This is a genomic window from Mucilaginibacter sp. A3364 (assembly GCF_059690715.1).
The window spans coordinates 2,181,700-2,199,990 of record NZ_JCAWED010000001.1 but is presented as its reverse complement, the minus strand read 5'-3'; the positions used below and the strand labels follow the sequence as shown (position 1 = coordinate 2,199,990).

Below are 18,291 nucleotides of genomic sequence, written 5' to 3'. Positions count from 1 at the left end.
TATGAAGAGGATAGCACGCGCGCTTTTAAATTACTTTTTCAAAGGACTGATCGTGGTGGTGCCTTTGGGTGCCGCGGCGTTTTTAATATTTTGGGCAGTGGCCAGCCTGGATAACGCGCTTAATTTGAGCGAGGCCCTTTGGGTGGATAGCAAAACCGGAAAGCCCATGTACATACCCGGATTGGGTATTTTGAACGTAATTGTAGTGATTTTGATTGCCGGCGTGCTGGTAACCAATGTTATTACCGATCCGATCAAACGCTGGTTCCTACGCTGGATAAACCGCCTGCCTTTCTTCAATTTCCTATACTCCTCAATAAAAGACCTCACCGAAGCCTTTGTGGGCGACGAGAAGAAATTTAACGAAGCTGTAATTGTGCAGGTAAATGAGTTCGGCTTGAAAAAGGTTGGCTTTATAGTGCAAAAAGACCTGGCTAAACTGGGATTACCGGGAGAAGTTGCTGTATACTTCCCTTTATCATATTCTTTCGCCGGGCAGGTTGTTATCGTTCCGTCAGACAAAATAAAACCATGCGACCGCAATTCTGCCGATATGATGAAATTCGTGATATCAGGTGGTGTGAGTGGCCTCGACTGATTTAGGCGCATTCTTAAAACTTCGCACTGCTAAAAAAGTACTGATCAGCATTAAAATAGCTCCTAAAATAAACGGTGCACCCGGAAAGTAAACCAAAGCTTGTTTGTGCGTGAAGTAGGAGAATATTAAACTCATAATCAGTGGACCGACAATAATAGTAGCGCTATTTAAGCTGGTTAAAGCGCCTTGTAGTTCACCCTGTTCGCGTGGGGAAACCTTGCCTGTTATCAACCCCTGTAACGCCGGACCGGATATCCCACCCAAACAATACGGGATCATAAACACATACATTAGCCAGCCACGGTTTACGAAAGCCAAGAGCGTTAAGCCAATGGTATAAAACAGTAAGCCAAACACGATATTTTTCTCCTGCCCAAAACGCGGAATTGTTATCCTGATCAGCCCCGCTTGTATGGCTACCAGCAGCACACCTATAAATATCCCCAGGCTACTAATACTGCTTAACGACCAGTCGAACTTTTCGATCAGGAAGAATGACAACGTGTATTCTACCGCTTTTTGGGCGATGTAAACTAAGGTAAACGCGCCAATCAATCCGCTTAAAGCAGGGTAACGCATCAAGCCTTTTAATGAACTTATGGGGTTGGCCTTTTTCCACTCAAACCTGCGGCGGTTCTGTTTAGCCAATGATTCGGGGAGTACGAAGAAACCGTAAAGCGCGTTCAGCAAAGCAAAACTCGCGGCAGCAATAAATGGGAATTTAATGCTGATCTCGCCCAGGTAACCGCCCATACCAATACCCAAAATAAAGCCAAGACCCGATGCCGCACCCACTAAACCAAAGTTGGCGGCGCGTTTATCGCCTGTGCTTATGTCGGCAATGTAGGCGGTGGCGGTGGTAGTGCTGGCGCCCGCAATACCGGCTATGGTTCGCCCTAAAAACAACCACCAAATGGTAGGGGCAAAGGCCATAAACATATAATCAATACCAAAACCTATCATGGAACCCAGCAGGATGGGCCGGCGGCCATATCTATCGCTCAGGTTACCTAATACCGGCGAAAATACAAACTGCATTAAGGCGTAAGTAAAGGTAAGATAGCCGCTGTATTCGGTGGCTTTGCTGATATCTATATGCCCTAAAGTTTCCAATAATTTAGGAAATACAGGCAGGATAATGCCTATACCCAGCACATCAATAAATATTGTTATAAATATAAACCCAAGCGCGGCAGAACGCTTTTTTTCAGGCGGATTATCCATGTTTACTGAAAGGTTTAGGAGTCGTAAAAAGTTTTAAAAATAATTACAATTAATATGAATTAAATAGAGGAGTGTTTTTTAAAGCTGCGTACTGCCAATAGTGTGGCAAATATCATTAAGGCCGCGCCCAAAATAAAAGGAGCGCCTGGGAAATGAACGGCTGCACCCGGCCTGGTAAAGTGATAATACAAATACGTCATTACCCAGGGGCCAAATACCGAGCTCAGACTCATTAAACTGGTTAGCCCGCCCTGTAATTCGCCCTGCTCGTTGGCAGGTACGGCTTGCGTCATGGTTCCTTGCAGCGCCGGGCCGGCTATACCGCCTAAAGCGTATGGGATAATAAAGGCAAACATCATCCATCCTTCGCTTGCAAACGCGAATAATATTAAGCCCAAGGTAGAAATCAATAAGCCTATCCAAATGGCGCGGTGTTGGCCCAGTTTGGGTATGGCAACGCGTATCAAACCGCCTTGCACACCGGCAACCATTAAACCTACAAAGCCTAACGAATAACCTACCCAGGCCTCGTTCCAGCCAAATTTACCAATAGTGTAAAACGTCCATACGTTTTGTACAGACTGACCGGCCAACGAGTAGAGGAATATACATAAAGCAAGCCCCAATACAGCAGGGTATTTATTTAATTGTTTTAATGAGCCAAGCGGGTTAGCTCGCTTCCAGTCAAACTCGCGGCGGTGTGCAGCATCTAACGACTCAGGCAGTACAAAGTAACCGTATAAAGCATTCAGCAACGCTAAAACGGCCGCAGCTATGAAGGGTAGGTGTGTGCTGAATTTACCTAACAAGCCACCGACTACAGGGCCTATTATGAAGCCTACGCCAAAGGCCACGCCAATCATCCCGAAGTTTTGCGCACGTTTTTCAGGTGTGCTTACGTCGGCTATATAAGCAGAAGCTGTGGTAAAGCTGGCGCCGAACATACCGGCAATTGCTCTGCCTAAAAACAACCAGGTTATACTTGGCGCAAACGCCAAAAACAAATAATCAATACCGAAGCCCAGCAACGAGCCCAGTAGTACCGGTCGGCGACCATATTTATCGCTAAGGTTGCCCAACACAGGGGCAAACAAAAATTGCATTACGGCGTAGGTTAGGGCCAGCAAACCCGCGTAGCGCGAAGCATCTGCCAAACCACCGTGTATAAGGTTCTCTATCAGTTTGGGCATTACCGGGATAATGATACCCAGGCCGGTAACATCTATCAATAACGTAATGAAAATGAAGCTTAAAGCAGCCTGTTTTTTTGTCTTGCCAGATTTGTCCATAAGGGCGCAAAAGTAATGATAGTTTATCGTTCGCCCTAAACAAAAAAAGCGGCATGTATAAACAAGCCGCTTTTGTATGTAGAATGTGCTGATTAAAAGTTCGGTTTCAGCACATACTTGTCGTAGAAACGGAAAATGTGCTCGGTAGCTTCTTCGGCCGTATCAACCACGCGGAATAAATTCATGTCATCCGGGTGGATGTTATGCTCCTGCTCCAGCATTTTTTCGGTGATCCAATCAAACAAGCCTCCCCAATATTCTTTACCAACAAACACAATAGGGAAGCGGGCAATTTTACCGGTTTGAATCAAAGTTATCGCCTCAAAAGATTCATCCAGCGTACCGAACCCACCCGGCAGCACAATAAAGCCCTGCGAGTATTTCATAAACATTACCTTGCGAATGAAAAAGTAATCAAACTCCAACACTTTATCACGATCAATATACCGGTTGTGAAATTGCTCAAACGGCAACTCGATATTTAGTCCCACTGATTTACCACCTGCTTCGTAGGCGCCTTTATTGGCGGCCTCCATAATACCCGGACCGCCGCCTGATATTACGCCGTAGCCGCGCTCTGTAAGCAGGCGGGCGGTATCTTCGGCCAGTTTGTAGTAAATGTTCTCGTTCTTGGTACGTGCCGATCCGAAGATGGATACGCAGGGGCCTATTTTGGCCAGTTTCTCAAAGCCGTCAACAAATTCGGCCATTATTTTAAATATCTGCCAGGAGTCGGTTACCTTAATTTCCTGCCAGTTTTTGTTTTCAAAAGCGTTTCTTATTTTTTCTTCGCCGGTCATGTCTTTCTTGTTAGTCGGGAGTCTTTAGTCAAGAATCCTTAGTCGTTATATTATACAATAAAAATGTTGTTGTGTTTGCTTACGCGATGCTTGCGGTTTGTTCGGTTTTCTTTGTTGAAGTTATTAGCAACCCTATAAACGTTATCAGGCCGTTTACAAGTATCAGTTCGTTATCAAATTTATAGCCTAATACCTCCAATGAGTTGTTGCTTAAATAATAACATACTGCCGGCGATACCAGGCAGATGAAAGGCACCAGCTTATCGCGCACCTGTCGGCCACTCATAAACAAGCCGAAAGCGTATAAGCCTAGTAAAGGCCCGTAAGTGTAGGATGCTACCGCGAATATGGCCGTTACCACCGCTTTATCATTAATGGAATTGAAAATGATGATCGTTAAAAACATCAACCCCGAAAAAGCGATATGCACCAAATGGCGTGTGCGTACCATTTTAGGGCTGTTCACGTCCTTGCCTTTGTTGAAGTTTAGGAAGTCGACGCAGAAAGATGTGGTTAGTGCGGTTAAGGCCGAATCTGTAGTAGCGAAGGTAGCCGCGGTTAGTCCCAACATAAAAACTACGGCCGGTACCAAACCTAAATGTTGTAAGGCGATGGTAGGGTACAGGTAATCTGTTTTTTCAACAGCGATACCGTTTTTGGTGGCATACATGTACAGCAGCGCGCCAACACACAGGAAGAATATATTGATCACCACAAATACCGCTATAAAGCTGAACATGTTTTTTTGCGCTTCGCGGATGTTTTTTAAGCTCAGGTTTTTCTGCATCAGGTCCTGGTCTAAGCCCGTCATGCCGATGGTTATGAACATACCGCCGATGAACTGTTTGGTGATATGAAACCTGCTGGTCATGAAATCATCAAAGAAAAATATTTTAGAGTAGCTGCTATTTTTAACCGCTTCGGCAGCTTCAAATATACTGTAGTTCAACGCGTCGCAGATAAAATATATCGACAGGAAAACCGATGATACCAGGAATAAGGTTTGTAAGCTATCGGTAATGATGATGGTTTTTAGGCCGCCTTTATAGGTGTAGGCCCATATCAATAACAAACATATCAACACGGTAATCGCGAATGGCACTCCATAACTGTCAAATATAAAATGCTGTAACACGATCACCACTAAATACAACCTAAACGCCGAGCCAATGGTACGGCTCACCAAAAATATTCCGGCAGCGGTTTTATAGCTCCAGGTGCCTAAAGCGTGCTCTATATAGCTGTAGATGGAGGTAAGCTTCATGCGATAATACAAAGGCAGTAAAACCGTAGCTGTAACAATAAACCCCGCCGCATTACCCAATATAAACTGGAAGTAGGCAAATTGGTCGCCGCTTGGCGCACCAACTTTACCCGGTACGGATATGAAGGTAACACCGCTCAGTGCCGTGCCTATCATTCCAAATGCTACCAAATACCATTTAGAGTTTCGATTGGCTACGAAGAAGGTGTCGTTGTCTGATGAATTGCGTGATGTCAGCCACGAAATAATCAGTAAGACAAGAAAGTAACCTATAATAAAAGAGAGTAATATTCCGGGTGACATATATTTATAATGTTAATTGGTCTACATCGTCATTGCGAGGTACGAAGCAATCTCTTCACTTGCTAATCAAACCTGCCTGGCCTGTACTTGGTAGAGATTGCTTCGTACCTCGCAATGACGCGTGGGAGAGGCGTGCTATTATTGCCGCCAACCCTAAGCGATTTACCCATTATTTATTAAATTCGCAAAATGAATTTCTCCTCAAAACTTCTTGAGAACGCCGTTGCCGAATTTTCAAAACTACCGGGAGTAGGGCAGAAAACCGCTTTACGCCTGGTTTTGCATTTGTTAAACCAGGATAAGCAGGACGTTCAGAAATTCAGCCACGCTATTTCGACATTACGCAACGAAATACAGTTTTGCGAGGTTTGCCACAATATATCCGATCAGCCTAAATGCGAGATCTGCGCATCGCATAAGCGTGATCGTGGTTTGATCTGCGTTGTAGAGGATACCCGCGATGTGATGGCTATTGAGAATACCAGCCAGTACAATGGCGTTTACCATGTGCTGGGTGGCTTAATATCGCCAATGGATGGCGTTGGGCCGTCAGATCTGCAAGTGGATAGCCTGGTAGAACGGATTAACGCCGGCGATGTAAAAGAAGTAATTTTCGCGCTTAGCGCAACTATGGAAGGTGATACCACCATCTTCTACCTGCACAAACGATTAAAACATTTCAACATTAGTATTTCAACCATTGCCCGTGGCATAGCTTTTGGAGGTGAATTGGAGTATGTGGATGAGATCACCCTCGGGCGGTCTATCGCTACACGTGTTCCATATGAAAATTCACTAACCAAGTAATGTATGAAACTATCTGTAATTGTTGTAAATCATAACCATTGTGATTTGCTTAAGCTGTCGTTAAATTCTTTAATAAAGGCCGCTGGCAATATCAATAACGAAATAATTGTGGTTGATAACGCGTCAACCGACAACTCCATAACAATGCTCCAATCGGAGTTTCCGCAATTACAGGTAATAGCTAATACAGTTCATGAAGGCGTGGCCAAAGCCGCTAACAAAGGTATACAAATGTCCAAAGGCGCGTATGTTTTATTAGTCAATGCGGATACTATTTGCGGCAAGGAAACTTTAGATAGGGCCGTAGAGTTTATGGATGCGCACAATGATGCCAGCGGATTATGCGTAAGGATGTTGGGTCCGCAAGGTAGCTTCCTGGCCGAATCAAAACGCGGACTAACCAAAGCTTGGGCAGCGTTTTTTAAATTTACCGGTTTGGCTAAACACTTCGTAAAATCGCGCTTAACCAATCGTAATCATAAAGAGTGGGTAGAGGAGTTTCAAACATCGGAGATCGATGTGTTGAACGGTGCTTTTATGTTTATGCGCCGCTCGGCATTGAACGAGGTAGGTTTGTTTGACGAACGTTTTTTTATGTTCGGCTATGATGTTGATCTTTCATACCGTATGCGTTTAGCCGGTTACAAAAATTACTATTTTCCAAAAACATATATCATCAACTTTAAAAGCCGGCTGCTGTCTAAATTTAGCTGGCAATATATCAAGCATTTTTATGGTGCTATGATTATCTTCGCCACAAAGTACCTGTTTAAACTGCCAGAAATAAAAGTACCGGCAGGCATACAGCTGTACCAGGCACAATATGAAGTTGAAAGATAAAATTGTTATTATAACCGGCGCTTCTTCGGGCATCGGTAAAGCTTTAGCCCATGAATTTGCCCGCCGCGGCGCTAACCTGGTTTTAGGCGCCAGGCAATACGTTACCCTGTGCGAAATAGCGCAGGAGCTGGAAAAACAATACAACATCAAAGCCCTTGCCGTGCAATGCGATGTAACCGCCGAAAGCGATTGTGAACACCTCATTAAACAAACTGTAATCACTTTTGGAAAGATTGACGTTTTGATCAACAACGCGGGTATTTCTATGCGGGCTTTGTTTAAGGATACTGATGTGGAAGTACTAAAACAGCTAATGGATGTTAACTTTTGGGGGATGGTGTATTGCACCAAATTTGCCATGCCCGAATTGCTGAAATCAAAAGGATCCGTCGTAGGTGTATCGTCTATTGCGGGCTATAAGGGCCTGCCGGGACGTTCGGGCTATTCGGCATCTAAATTCGCGATGAATGGTTTCCTGGATTCGCTACGTGTAGAGAATTTAAAAACCGGCGTGCATGTAATGACCGCCTGCCCGGGTTTTACCGCGTCAAACATCCGTAACACGGCCCTAAACAAAGAAGGCAAGCAACAAGGCGAAAGCACCCTGCACGAAGAAAAAATGATGACATCGGAAGAGGTAGCTAAGCTGATTGTTGATGGGGTAGAGCAACGTGCCAGGACATTAGTGATGACGGGACAGGGCAAACTTACTGTTCTGCTAAGCAAACTGGTGCCGGCTGTTTTAGATAAGCTGGTGTATAATGTTTTTGCGAAGGAAAAAGATCCCCTTTTGAAATAGTCTAGGTCCATTAACATAATCTATCGATTAAATCAACATTCCATTTGCATTTATAAAAAACGATATTCATATTTGTTGCACGTAATGAAAATTAAAGACTTAAATAACAATTGGTGGTGGCTTAACGAGAGATCGTAAGGCAATACCGTACCATATACTATATGATATTAACGAAGGGTTGCCATACAGGTAACCCTTTTTTATTATTATCGTTTAAGGCTTTAAAACAATCCCTTTTAGGGACCCCCTGATATGAAACAGATATTAAACCATCTTTTTGAGAACAAAACTTTCACCCGCGATGAGGCCAAAGAAATACTAACCGCCATATCGCAAGGCAAATACAATAACTCGCAAATAACCGCTTTCATGACGGCTTACTGCATGCGCAGCATTACCGTAAACGAGCTGGAAGGTTTCCGCGACGCGATGCTTGACCTTTGCGTACCCGTAGACCTGGAGGGCAACGAAGTGGTAGACCTTTGCGGCACCGGCGGCGATGGTAAAGACACTTTTAATATATCTACCCTCGCATCATTTGTTGTAGCGGGAGCTGGTTATAAGGTCGCCAAGCATGGTAACTACGGTGTGTCATCAGGCTGCGGCTCGTCAAATGTAATGGAGCATTTGGGTTACCAGTTTACCAACGATATGGATAAGCTGAAACGCAGTTTAGATAAAGCAAACATCTGCTTCCTGCACGCGCCGCTTTTCCACCCGGCTATGAAACATGTGGCACCCATTCGCCGCGAACTGGGTATCAAAACCTTTTTCAATATGCTGGGCCCCATGGTTAATCCCGCCAGGCCTAAAAACCAACTGGTAGGTGTTTATAATTTGGAGCTGGCGCGGATGTATGCTTATTTGTACCAACGATCTGACAGAAAATATACAATACTAAATGCGCTGGATGGTTATGACGAAATATCATTAACCTGCGATTTTAAGACATTTACACCAGCCGGCGAAAAGATCCATACCATTGAAGGTTTAGGCTTTGAGCGGCTGAGCGAAAAAGACATTGAAGGCGGCAGTACCGTTTCCGAATCGGCAGGCATATTTATGAATGTGCTGAATTACGATTGCACCGATGCCCAAAGTAATGTTGTACTGGCAAACGCGGCGCTTGCTATCCAAACCATCAACCCACATAAAACCTTTGCCGATTGTTTTTATGAGGCCGAGGAATCACTAACACGGAAAAAAGCGCTGCAAAGCTTTAAAAGTTTAATCGAAGGCTAAGATGAAAATTAAGGTTTGCGGCATGCTCGATGCGGATAATATTAAGGCCATAGCAGCCTTAAAGCCCGATTACCTGGGTTTTATCCTGTACAACCGTTCGCCACGTTTTGTGAGCGACATCGCGGCAGCAGACCTGGATAACCTGCCGGCTGATATTTATAAAACGGCTGTTTTTGTAAACGAGGAAAAGGCGGTAATTGATGAGCTAATAGCCAAACACCGTTTCAACGCCATACAATTGCACGGCAGCGAAAGCCCGGATTTTGCCCGATCGTTTCGCGACAGGGTAGAGGTTTGGAAAGCTTTTGGGGTTGATGAGGATTTTGACTTCGGCCAATTAGCAGCCTACGCCAACAAAGTCGACTATTTTCTGTTCGATACCAAAACGTCGGCACACGGTGGTTCGGGCAAGACTTTTGATTGGCGAATTCTGGATAAATACACTTTGAACGTCCCATTCTTCCTGAGCGGAGGCCTGGGGCCGGATAATATTGAAGAAATTAAAAATATAAGGCATCCGCAGTTTTACGGTGTCGATTTAAATAGCAAATTTGAAACTTCGCCCGGGCTTAAAAATGTTGAGAAACTGAAGCAGGCGTTTAACACGATAAAACAAATTACTACACATGAAATACGGAGTTAACGAGCAGGGATATTATGGCGATTTTGGTGGTGCCTACGTGCCCGAAATGTTGTACCCAAATGTGGAGGAACTAAGGCAACAATACATCAACATCATCAATGATCCGGAGTTTAAAGCCGAGTTTGATAAACTGTTAAAAGACTATGTGGGCCGCCCTTCGCCGCTGTATTACGCTAAGCGTTATTCGGAAAAGTATGGTGCCAATATATTCCTGAAACGTGAAGACCTGAACCACACCGGTTCGCACAAAATAAACAATGCCATTGGGCAGATACTATTGGCTAAGCGACTGGGCAAAAAACGTATTATAGCTGAAACAGGTGCCGGTCAGCATGGCGTGGCTACGGCTACGGTTTGCGCTTTGATGGGTATTGAATGTGTAGTTTACATGGGTGAGATTGATATGGCCCGCCAGGCACCCAACGTGTCGCGCATGAAAATGCTGGGCGCTAAAGTAGTACCGGCAACATCGGGCAGTAAAACGCTTAAGGATGCCACCAATGAGGCCCTGCGCGATTGGATAGCAAACCCGGTTGACACACATTACATCATCGGTTCTGTGGTTGGCCCTTATCCTTACCCGGATATGGTGGCTCGTTTCCAGGCTATTATCTCACAAGAAGCTAAAGCGCAACTGTTGGAGCAAACCGGTAAAGAATTACCTGAGTATGTTTTGGCCTGCGTAGGTGGCGGAAGCAACGCCATGGGTATGTTTTATCATTTTTTGGATGATGAAAGCGTGCAGTTGGTTGCGGTAGAAGCAGCTGGTAAAGGTGTTGATAGCGGCCACTCGGCGGCTACTACTTTTTTGGGTAAGGAAGGCGTATTACACGGCAGCCGTACCATACTGATGCAAACCGAAGATGGGCAGGTTGTTGAACCATATTCCATTTCGGCAGGTTTGGATTACCCGGGTATTGGTCCGCAGCATGCGCATTTGTACAAGATTCGGCGCGCGCAGTACGCCAGTGTAACCGATGACGAAGCTTTGCAGGCTGGTTTGCTGTGCTGCCAACTGGAAGGCATTATCCCGGCTATCGAATCATCGCATGCGCTGGCACAACTGGAGAAAATGAAATTTAAACCAACCGATAACGTAGTGATCTGCCTGTCAGGCCGCGGCGATAAGGATCTGGATACTTACATTAAATATTTTGGCTACTAGGTAGTCGATGGTCGATAGTCCATAGACCATGGTTAAATTGGACTTATTATTATCAGTAACAAAATGACTATGGTCCATCGACCATGGACTATGGACTCAAAAAAATGAACCGTCTCAACCAACTTTTCGCAACTAAAAAAGAGAATCTTCTTTCGATATACTATACCGCAGGCTATCCTGCAATTGATACCACGGTAGAGATTGCCGAAGCGCTGGAGAAGGCCGGTGCCGATTTCCTGGAGATAGGTTTCCCGTATTCTGATCCCGTGGCCGATGGTCCCACTATTCAGGCTAGTTCGCAACAAGCGTTGGATGCTGGCATGACCTTGAACTTGTTGTTTGAACAATTGAAAGATCTGCGTCAGCGTGTATCGATCCCTATTTTGCTGATGGGCTATGTAAACCCTATTGTGCAATATGGCGTAGAGCGTTTCTGCAGGAAAGCCGCGGAATGTGGCGTAGATGGCGTGATCGTGCCTGACCTGCCGATGTATGAGTATGAATCGATGTATTCTAAATTCTTTACAGAAAACAACCTGAGCAATATATTCCTGGTGACACCGCAAACATCACCTGATCGTATCCGTAAGATAGACGGATTGAGCAATAGCTTTATTTATCTGTTGTCATCATCATCTATTACCGGTGGCAATCTGAATGTTTCTGATAACATCGAGGCTTACTACACCCGCGTAAAAGCTATGGAGCTTAGTAATCCTTTGATCATCGGTTTTGGTATATCTGATAATGCTACGTTCACTAAAGCCTGCCAGTACGCTAACGGCGCTATTGTGGGCAGTAAGTTTGTGAAGTTATTGGGCGAGGAAGGTTATTTAGAGAAGATACCGGCGTTTATAAAGTCGATAAAAGGATAGTACTTACACCAATCTTCAAACCATATCGTCATTACGAGCGAGGAACGAGCGTAGTAATTCTCTTGAGGGTGTTCGCGCGCCTACCTTATCTATAGGGGATAGCTACACTACGTTCGCTATGACGTGTTGGGAAAGTGTTGTTAGTACAGATCAACATAAATCAAATGAGATTCCTTTTTAATTTCTTATATTTGTGATACAATAATATTAGTTAAATGTTATTTTAAATAAAAACTAATACAATGTTATCACTTATTTCAACATCAAAAGCGCAGGTTAAAATTGCCGAGAATGTTCGGGCCAGGCGCTTGGCTATGGACTTAACCCAGGAAGGCCTGGCGCAACGCGCGGGTGTCCCGCTACCCACATTGCGTAAGTTTGAACAAAAAGGTTCGATTTCACTGGAATCTTTTTTGAAACTTTTGATGGTGATTGGTGGGATAGAAGATATTATTGATGTACTGAAGCCCTCAAAGCCAGTTTTCGCCTCGATAGATGATGTGCTGAAAGATACGGGAAGCACTTCCCGAAAAAGGGGGAATAAAAAATGAGCGTACCGGTAACTGAAGTAAAAGTTGGCCTGGATTTCGGCTCGGATATTCAGCCCGTAGGGCGTCTGGCCATGCGCGACGGCATTGTCTATTTTGAATATGATAATGCCTTCATCTCAAAAGGACTAGCAATTTCTCCATTTAAGTTGCCTTTACAAAACGGTCTTATCCAATTACCGCAGCGCCCGTTTGAAGGGCTTGCCGGGGTTTTTAGCGATAGTTTGCCGGATGGCTGGGGGCGGTTACTTTTTGATCGTTTGCTTCGTTCGCAAGGTGTTTTACCGGCAAGTATCTCGCTGCTGCATCGCCTGGCGCATGTTGGCGCATCTGGCATGGGCGCATTGGTTTATGAGCCCGACAACAGTCCTGCAGATAATCAGTCTCAAATTGATCTTGACCATCTGGCATTACAAACGGCGGAGGTATTACAAGGGAGTTCGGAAGAAGTGATCAAAGAACTGCTGGCCTTGAATGGTTCATCCGCCGGCGCGCGTCCGAAGGCGCTTATTGCTGTTAGTGAAGACCGTAAGCAAATTACCTATGGCTCAAAAACGGTTGAACAAGGTTTTGAGCCCTGGCTGGTTAAATTTTGTAATACACAAGCTGGGCAGGATGCCGGAGCCATTGAATATGTTTATGCTTTAATGGCAAAAGAAGCCGGCGTGCTGATGCCGGAGGTGCATCTTTTTTCATCACAAAAGGGAGCAGGCTACTTTGCTGTTAAACGTTTTGACAGGGATGGAAACAAACGCCTGCACATGCATACAGCAAGTGGTTTATTGCATAGCGATTTTAGAACCCCCTCACTGGATTATGAAGATCTGCTCAATTTAACGGGTGCATTAACCAGGGATATTCGTGAAGTGGAGAAAATGTATCGGTTGGCCGTATTCAACGTGTTAGCACATAACCGCGATGACCATGCTAAAAATTTCAGTTTCCTGATGGATGAAAATGGCGTTTGGAAGTTGGCCCCGGCGTACGACCTTACTTTTTCTGCCGGCCCCAATGGCGAACAAAGCACAACGGTGATGGGAGAGGGCAGGCATCCAAAAATCAGCCATCTGGTAAAACTTGGGCAGGATGTCAAATTATCAAGGAATTTAGTTGACGAAGTTATTGAGCGTACAACTCACTCATTACAAAAATGGACCGAGCTGGCAAAACATCACCAGGTTTCGGCGGCTAACATTAAATTGGTGGCTAATGTTATCAAGATATGATAGACTTACGAAGTTTTATAAACTTCGTAAGTTTTGGCAAACTACAAATACACTTCCAGATCTCCTTTACCTTCACGAATGATCTCAAAATCACCTGCTGTACAATCAACCACTGTTGAAGGGACGTTATCGCCATAGCCACCATCTATTACGATATCCACCAGATCCTGGTATTTCTCGTAGATCAGTTCCGGATCGGTTGAATATTCGATGATATCATCCTCATCGTGGATAGAGGTGGATAAGATAGGGTTGCCTAACTCTTTTACAATACAACGGGCAATATTGTTATCGGGCACACGTATACCAACCGTTTTTTTGTTGGAGCTTAGCAGTTTGGGTACTGCGTGACTGGCATTAAATATAAACGTAAACGGCCCGGGCAAAGCCTTTTTCAATACCCTGAACGTGGTATTATCAATAGGCTTGATATAATCCGAAATATGGCTCAGATCATAGCACACAAAAGAAAAATTAGCTTTCTCGGGCTTAATATTCCTGATCTTACAAATAGCCTCAATAGCCCGGTGATTGGTAATATCACAGCCCAAACCATAAACCGTGTCAGTAGGGTAGATAACAAGGCCGCCTTTGCGCAGCACTTCGGCTACCTGTTGTATGGCTTTCTCGTTTGGATTTTCGGGGTATATTTTGATTAACATGTGGCAGGTGTGATGAGATGGCTGAAGAAAAGCCTGCAGCCAATTTTCAGTAAATATAACTATAAAATTGCGCGAGTGTTTTAGCCGGTGCAACGTAAACAAAAAAGCCACCCGAATTAACGGATGGCCTCTGCTATATAAGTGATCGCACTAATCTCTACTCACTAATTCCTGATCACTAATTACGCTTGTTTTGCAAACTGTACATTGATGATCAATTTAATGTCTTCACCAACAACGATTGAACCTGCTTCGGTTACGCCGTCCCAGGTTAAACCAAACTCTTTACGGTTGATTTTGCCTGTTACTTCAAAACCGGCTTTAGTGTTACCGTAAAAATCGGTAGCGGTACCGCCGTGCTCAACTTCTAAAGTAACCGGTTTGGTGATGCCTTTAATAGTTAAGTCGCCTTTCAATTCCTCGCCATCAAACGAAGTTGATTGGAAAGTGATTTTCGGGAATTGCTCTGCGTCAAAAAACTCAGCGCTTTTTAAGTGGCCATCGCGGGCCTCCTGTGTAGTATCTATGCTGTTTACATCTAATGAGAAAGTGATATTCGCGTTAGCAAAATCATCGCCTTCGGTTTCTAACGCGCCTTCAAAGCTTTTAAAAAAGCCGGTTACGGTAGATATTACTAAGTGTTTAACTTTAAATTGTACTTCTGAGTGCATTGGGTCTAATACCCATTTTGTAGTTGCCATGATTAGGATTGTTTTATGTTTTTCTTATTTGTTGAGACAAAGATAATACAATAGATGTTTAAACATGTAATTTAATTGTCAATTAATTTTTGGTGCGCCACTTTTAATAATCAATTTTGTGGGGATGTAATAAGTTATTGATAATCAAATACTTAAAATTAATAAAGAATGCGCCGCTTTGCGCCGCTTTTTTAATTAAATTCTTTATTATCAATGCTTTATGGAAAATAAGTGCGCCAAGTGCGCCACTTTAAAAGTGGCGCACCCTAGATATATTAGACCATAAAAAAAGGGGCCATAAGCCCCTTTTATATACGTCAGAAAGTCAAACTGATCTCTGATCACCGGCTATGCCAACACTTCTTTAACGCGCTCAGCCGCCTCTTTTAACAAAATAGCCGAGAACACCTCTAAGCCCGAATTGTCGATCAGTTCTTTCGCTTCTTTAGCGTTAGTACCTTGCAAACGAACGATGATTGGTACCGGTATGTTACCAATTTCTTTGTAAGCGTCAATAACACCTTGTGCAACACGGTCGCAACGTACTATACCACCAAATATGTTGATCAGGATAGCTTTAACGTTAGGGTCGCTCAGGATGATGTTGAAACCGGCTTTAACAGTTTGCGCGTTAGCGGTACCGCCCACGTCCAAAAAGTTAGCAGGTTCGCCACCGGCAATTTTGATGATATCCATGGTAGCCATAGCTAAACCGGCACCGTTAACCATACAACCCACATTACCGTCAAGCTTTACATAGTTAAGGTTTGATTTACCTGCTTCAACCTCGGTAGGGTCTTCCTCGGTAACATCGCGCATAGCTGCAAAATCAGCATGGCGGTATAGGGCATTGTCGTCAAGGTTTACTTTGGCGTCAACAGCTAATATTTTGTTATCAGATGTTTTTAAAACAGGGTTGATCTCAAACATTGATGAGTCGGTAGCATCATAAGCTTTGTATAAAGCGGCGATGAACTTGGTCATGTCCTTAAACGCTTCGCCCGACAGGCCAAGGTTAAAAGCTATTTTACGGGTTTGGAACCCCTGTAAACCAACTTTAGGATCTATCTCTTCTTTAAATATCAAATGCGGCGTGTGCTCGGCAACCTCTTCAATGTCCATACCGCCTTCGGTGCTGTACATAATAATGTTACGGCCTTTAGCACGATCAAGCAATACGCTGATGTAAAACTCTTTGGTTTCGCTTTCGCCCGGGTAATATACATCCTGCGCAACTAATACTTTACGTACCAGTTTACCTTCGGGGCCGGTTTGCGGGGTTACCAGTTGCATGCCTAAAATGGCGCCTGCTTTTTCTTTAACCTCGTCAAGGTTTTTGGCCAGTTTAACGCCGCCACCTTTACCACGACCACCAGCATGTATCTGGGCTTTAACAACAACCCAGCTCGAGTTGTAATCTTCCTTTAATTTTTGAGCTGCCTCAACAGCTTGTTCAACAGTATCGGCTACAATGCCTTCCTGTACTCTAACACCAAAACTTTTTAATATGGCTTTACCTTGGTACTCGTGAATATTCATGCTTTTCGAAGAATTTGCGGTAAATCTAATGATTTGTTTCGAAAACAGAGATTAGTGATTGGAGATTAGTGATTAGTTTTTTGCTTTAACTAAAAATGTTACATAGAAGAAAGGTAGTTTATAAAATTAAGTAACTAATCACCAATCTCTAACCGCTATTCACTAAATTTGACCCCATGCTAAAAGCAACAGCTATCCATAAATCATACGCGCAGCTCCAAATACTTAAAGGTGTTGATCTTGAGGTACAAAAAGGCGAAATAGTTACCATTGTAGGTGCATCCGGTGCCGGTAAAAGCACTCTGCTTAATATACTTGGTACCCTAGATAAGCCCGACTCGGGTCAGCTATATATTAATGGTATTGAGTTAAGCCAGTTAAATAATAAAAAGCTTAGCGACTTCCGTAACCGGCAAATTGGGTTTATATTCCAGTTTCACCATTTGCTGGCGGAGTTTAACGCTTTGGAGAACGTATGTATCCCGGCGTTCATAGCCGGCGTATCCAAAGCTGATGCGGAAGCCCGCGCTACCGAACTGTTGAATATGCTTGGGCTAGGCGATCGTATCCATCATAAACCCAACCAACTATCAGGTGGCGAGCAGCAACGTGTAGCCGTGGCCCGTGCCCTGATCAACAAGCCGGCTTTGATATTTGCTGACGAACCCTCAGGTAACCTCGATTCTAACAACGCCCGCGAGTTACACGAACTGTTTGTTAAACTGCGTAACGAGTTTAACCAAACATTTATCATCGTTACCCACAACGAGGACCTGGCCAATATAGCCGATCGCAAAGTGGTAATGAAAGACGGACTAATTGTTAGCTAAATGAGTGTATTGATAACCGGCGCCAGTTCTGCCAAAGCACATCAGCTTAAAAAAACGATCACCGAAGAAGTGGTGCTGGGCGACTACCTGCCCATGCCCGATTTTATGATCAAAAGCGGCGCAGTGCTGCGTTTGCCTGATCCGGCTTCGAGTTCGTACACGCACCAGATGCTGGCCTTGTCGCTGGATAACGGGGTGACCGCTATTTATCCCCTTAATATAACCGAAGCCAAATTGCTGATCGAATCGATGCTATTGTTTAAAGAATACGGCATCGAAATACATATTACCGATAATGACCTATAACGACATCGCCCCGCATAAAACCGCCTTTATATTTGAACTGGATGATGTGATCTATCCTGAAAAGGATTACTGGTTCCAGGTGTATTACCTGTTTGCGGGCGCCATTGAGTATACCGAATTAATTGATGCGAAAGCTGTAACGGATTTCATGGTCGCTACGTATATAGCAGAAGGGAAGGACGTGGTATTTGACCGTACACAAGAGAAGTTCGCGCTGGCTGAAAGATACCGCGCAGCTTTTGACAACCTGGTGCTTACGGCCAAATTGCCGCTTAAGCTGCTCATCTACCAAAAAATACTGGATCTGATGCAGGCTATTGTTGTAGATAGAAAGCGTATATTTATAGTAACAAATGGCGAGCTGGCCCTGCAACTGAATAAGATCAAGCAAACCGAATGGAACAAGCTTGAGCCTTATTTAACCTGCTACTTTGCCAACGAAACCAAACCCAAGCCGGAAACCGACGCACTGGAACTATTGATGAAAGATCACGGTTTAAGCAGGAGGGACCTGGTGATGATAGAAAATGCCGAAACTGATAAGTTATGTGCCGAAGCTTTAGGAATTGATTACATTAACGTGAATCAGTTTTTATAACTTGCTATAACATATTTAATGTTAATACGTTA

The 18,291-nt window shown here is 44.1% G+C and carries 19 protein-coding genes and 1 pseudogene; 13 read left to right on the top strand and 7 right to left on the bottom strand.

Going from position 1 to position 18,291, the window contains the following annotated elements:
• Window position 1 precedes the first annotated feature (1 nt).
• The gene (locus AC59JT_RS09790) at window positions 2-598 is read left to right on the top strand and encodes a DUF502 domain-containing protein (RefSeq protein ID WP_497398236.1); all 597 of its coding nucleotides are present in this window, start codon (window positions 2-4) and stop codon (window positions 596-598) included.
• Here the strand turns inward: AC59JT_RS09790 and AC59JT_RS09785 are convergent.
• From AC59JT_RS09785 to AC59JT_RS09770, 4 genes are all read right to left on the bottom strand, one after another.
• The gene (locus AC59JT_RS09785) at window positions 572-1,822 is read right to left on the bottom strand and encodes a TCR/Tet family MFS transporter (RefSeq protein ID WP_497398234.1); all 1,251 of its coding nucleotides are present in this window, start codon (window positions 1,820-1,822) and stop codon (window positions 572-574) included. The genes AC59JT_RS09790 and AC59JT_RS09785 overlap by 27 nt on opposite strands.
• A 59-nt stretch (window positions 1,823-1,881) precedes the next feature.
• Window positions 1,882-3,111 (bottom strand): TCR/Tet family MFS transporter, encoded by a 1,230-nt coding sequence (locus tag AC59JT_RS09780; RefSeq protein ID WP_497398232.1) that lies wholly within the window; start codon window positions 3,109-3,111, stop codon window positions 1,882-1,884.
• A gap of 92 nt (window positions 3,112-3,203) precedes the next feature.
• Window positions 3,204-3,911, bottom strand: coding sequence for an LOG family protein (locus AC59JT_RS09775; RefSeq protein ID WP_497398230.1), 708 nt, complete (start codon window positions 3,909-3,911; stop codon window positions 3,204-3,206).
• Between the two features lie 79 nt (window positions 3,912-3,990).
• Complete coding sequence (locus tag AC59JT_RS09770) at window positions 3,991-5,478, bottom strand: sodium:solute symporter (protein ID WP_497398228.1); 1,488 nt, start codon at window positions 5,476-5,478, stop codon at window positions 3,991-3,993.
• Window positions 5,479-5,667: 189 nt separating this feature from the next.
• Between AC59JT_RS09770 and recR the strand changes: the two genes are divergently transcribed.
• The 9 genes from recR (at window position 5,668) to AC59JT_RS09725 (ending at window position 13,623) form a co-directional block, all read left to right on the top strand.
• Window positions 5,668-6,285, top strand: coding sequence for a recombination mediator RecR (gene recR / locus AC59JT_RS09765; protein WP_497398226.1), 618 nt, complete (start codon window positions 5,668-5,670; stop codon window positions 6,283-6,285).
• A 3-nt stretch (window positions 6,286-6,288) separates the two neighbouring features.
• Window positions 6,289-7,125 carry a glycosyltransferase family 2 protein gene (locus tag AC59JT_RS09760; RefSeq protein WP_497398224.1) on the top strand — a complete coding sequence of 279 codons (837 nt, stop codon included), beginning with the start codon at window positions 6,289-6,291 and terminating at the stop codon, window positions 7,123-7,125.
• Window positions 7,109-7,924, top strand: coding sequence for an SDR family oxidoreductase (locus tag AC59JT_RS09755; RefSeq protein ID WP_497398222.1), 816 nt, complete (start codon window positions 7,109-7,111; stop codon window positions 7,922-7,924). Before AC59JT_RS09760 ends, AC59JT_RS09755 begins: the two co-directional genes overlap by 17 nt.
• 252 nt (window positions 7,925-8,176) lie before the next feature.
• Window positions 8,177-9,166, top strand: a complete 990-nt coding sequence (gene trpD / locus AC59JT_RS09750; RefSeq protein ID WP_497398220.1) for an anthranilate phosphoribosyltransferase — start codon at window positions 8,177-8,179, stop codon at window positions 9,164-9,166.
• Between the two features lies 1 nt (window position 9,167).
• Window positions 9,168-9,809, top strand: a complete 642-nt coding sequence (locus AC59JT_RS09745; RefSeq protein ID WP_497398218.1) for a phosphoribosylanthranilate isomerase — start codon at window positions 9,168-9,170, stop codon at window positions 9,807-9,809.
• Complete coding sequence (gene trpB / locus AC59JT_RS09740) at window positions 9,793-10,974, top strand: tryptophan synthase subunit beta (protein ID WP_497398216.1); 1,182 nt, start codon at window positions 9,793-9,795, stop codon at window positions 10,972-10,974. Before AC59JT_RS09745 ends, trpB begins: the two co-directional genes overlap by 17 nt.
• A gap of 104 nt (window positions 10,975-11,078) precedes the next feature.
• Entirely contained in the window at window positions 11,079-11,849 is a 771-nt protein-coding gene (trpA, locus tag AC59JT_RS09735) for a tryptophan synthase subunit alpha (protein WP_497398214.1), read from the top strand.
• Window positions 11,850-12,091: 242 nt separating this feature from the next.
• Window positions 12,092-12,400 carry a helix-turn-helix domain-containing protein gene (locus AC59JT_RS09730; RefSeq protein WP_497398212.1) on the top strand — a complete coding sequence of 103 codons (309 nt, stop codon included), beginning with the start codon at window positions 12,092-12,094 and terminating at the stop codon, window positions 12,398-12,400.
• Window positions 12,397-13,623, top strand: coding sequence for a type II toxin-antitoxin system HipA family toxin (locus tag AC59JT_RS09725; RefSeq protein WP_497398210.1), 1,227 nt, complete (start codon window positions 12,397-12,399; stop codon window positions 13,621-13,623). Before AC59JT_RS09730 ends, AC59JT_RS09725 begins: the two co-directional genes overlap by 4 nt.
• Before the next feature lie 41 nt (window positions 13,624-13,664).
• Here AC59JT_RS09725 and AC59JT_RS09720 read toward each other — a convergent pair whose 3' ends face one another.
• The 3 genes from AC59JT_RS09720 to sucC all read right to left on the bottom strand — a co-directional run bounded on the left by AC59JT_RS09720 (window position 13,665) and on the right by sucC (window position 16,525).
• Window positions 13,665-14,285: an L-threonylcarbamoyladenylate synthase gene (locus tag AC59JT_RS09720; protein WP_497398208.1), complete on the bottom strand. Its 621-nt coding sequence runs from the start codon at window positions 14,283-14,285 to the stop codon at window positions 13,665-13,667.
• Between the two features lie 182 nt (window positions 14,286-14,467).
• Complete coding sequence (locus tag AC59JT_RS09715) at window positions 14,468-14,986, bottom strand: YceI family protein (protein WP_497398206.1); 519 nt, start codon at window positions 14,984-14,986, stop codon at window positions 14,468-14,470.
• Window positions 14,987-15,334: 348 nt separating this feature from the next.
• Window positions 15,335-16,525, bottom strand: coding sequence for an ADP-forming succinate--CoA ligase subunit beta (sucC, locus tag AC59JT_RS09710; RefSeq protein WP_497398204.1), 1,191 nt, complete (start codon window positions 16,523-16,525; stop codon window positions 15,335-15,337).
• A gap of 170 nt (window positions 16,526-16,695) precedes the next feature.
• Between sucC and AC59JT_RS09705 the strand changes: the two are divergent.
• The 3 genes and pseudogenes from AC59JT_RS09705 to AC59JT_RS09695 all read left to right on the top strand — a co-directional run.
• Window positions 16,696-17,355 (top strand): annotated as a pseudogene (locus tag AC59JT_RS09705) (ABC transporter ATP-binding protein); the annotation flags it as partial.
• On the top strand, window positions 17,356-17,661 hold the full coding sequence (locus tag AC59JT_RS09700; protein ID WP_497398202.1) for a hypothetical protein: 306 nt from the start codon (window positions 17,356-17,358) through the stop codon (window positions 17,659-17,661). It begins immediately after the preceding pseudogene.
• Window positions 17,651-18,259, top strand: coding sequence for an HAD family hydrolase (locus tag AC59JT_RS09695; RefSeq protein ID WP_497398200.1), 609 nt, complete (start codon window positions 17,651-17,653; stop codon window positions 18,257-18,259). Before AC59JT_RS09700 ends, AC59JT_RS09695 begins: the two co-directional genes overlap by 11 nt.
• Window positions 18,260-18,291 lie beyond the last annotated feature (32 nt).

Coding starts and splice junctions, on each gene's coding strand:
- AC59JT_RS09730 (WP_497398212.1), top strand. CDS start 12,092: ATGTTATCACTTATTTCAACATCAAAAGCGCAGGTTAAAATTGCCGAG.
- AC59JT_RS09715 (WP_497398206.1), bottom strand. CDS start 14,986: ATGGCAACTACAAAATGGGTATTAGACCCAATGCACTCAGAAGTACAA.
- trpB (WP_497398216.1), top strand. CDS start 9,793: ATGAAATACGGAGTTAACGAGCAGGGATATTATGGCGATTTTGGTGGT.
- AC59JT_RS09695 (WP_497398200.1), top strand. CDS start 17,651: ATGACCTATAACGACATCGCCCCGCATAAAACCGCCTTTATATTTGAA.
- AC59JT_RS09790 (WP_497398236.1), top strand. CDS start 2: ATGAAGAGGATAGCACGCGCGCTTTTAAATTACTTTTTCAAAGGACTG.
- sucC (WP_497398204.1), bottom strand. CDS start 16,525: ATGAATATTCACGAGTACCAAGGTAAAGCCATATTAAAAAGTTTTGGT.
- AC59JT_RS09780 (WP_497398232.1), bottom strand. CDS start 3,111: ATGGACAAATCTGGCAAGACAAAAAAACAGGCTGCTTTAAGCTTCATT.
- AC59JT_RS09725 (WP_497398210.1), top strand. CDS start 12,397: ATGAGCGTACCGGTAACTGAAGTAAAAGTTGGCCTGGATTTCGGCTCG.
- AC59JT_RS09760 (WP_497398224.1), top strand. CDS start 6,289: ATGAAACTATCTGTAATTGTTGTAAATCATAACCATTGTGATTTGCTT.
- trpD (WP_497398220.1), top strand. CDS start 8,177: ATGAAACAGATATTAAACCATCTTTTTGAGAACAAAACTTTCACCCGC.
- AC59JT_RS09720 (WP_497398208.1), bottom strand. CDS start 14,285: ATGTTAATCAAAATATACCCCGAAAATCCAAACGAGAAAGCCATACAA.
- AC59JT_RS09785 (WP_497398234.1), bottom strand. CDS start 1,822: ATGGATAATCCGCCTGAAAAAAAGCGTTCTGCCGCGCTTGGGTTTATA.
- AC59JT_RS09755 (WP_497398222.1), top strand. CDS start 7,109: ATGAAGTTGAAAGATAAAATTGTTATTATAACCGGCGCTTCTTCGGGC.
- recR (WP_497398226.1), top strand. CDS start 5,668: ATGAATTTCTCCTCAAAACTTCTTGAGAACGCCGTTGCCGAATTTTCA.
- AC59JT_RS09775 (WP_497398230.1), bottom strand. CDS start 3,911: ATGACCGGCGAAGAAAAAATAAGAAACGCTTTTGAAAACAAAAACTGG.
- trpA (WP_497398214.1), top strand. CDS start 11,079: ATGAACCGTCTCAACCAACTTTTCGCAACTAAAAAAGAGAATCTTCTT.
- AC59JT_RS09700 (WP_497398202.1), top strand. CDS start 17,356: ATGAGTGTATTGATAACCGGCGCCAGTTCTGCCAAAGCACATCAGCTT.
- AC59JT_RS09745 (WP_497398218.1), top strand. CDS start 9,168: ATGAAAATTAAGGTTTGCGGCATGCTCGATGCGGATAATATTAAGGCC.
- AC59JT_RS09770 (WP_497398228.1), bottom strand. CDS start 5,478: ATGTCACCCGGAATATTACTCTCTTTTATTATAGGTTACTTTCTTGTC.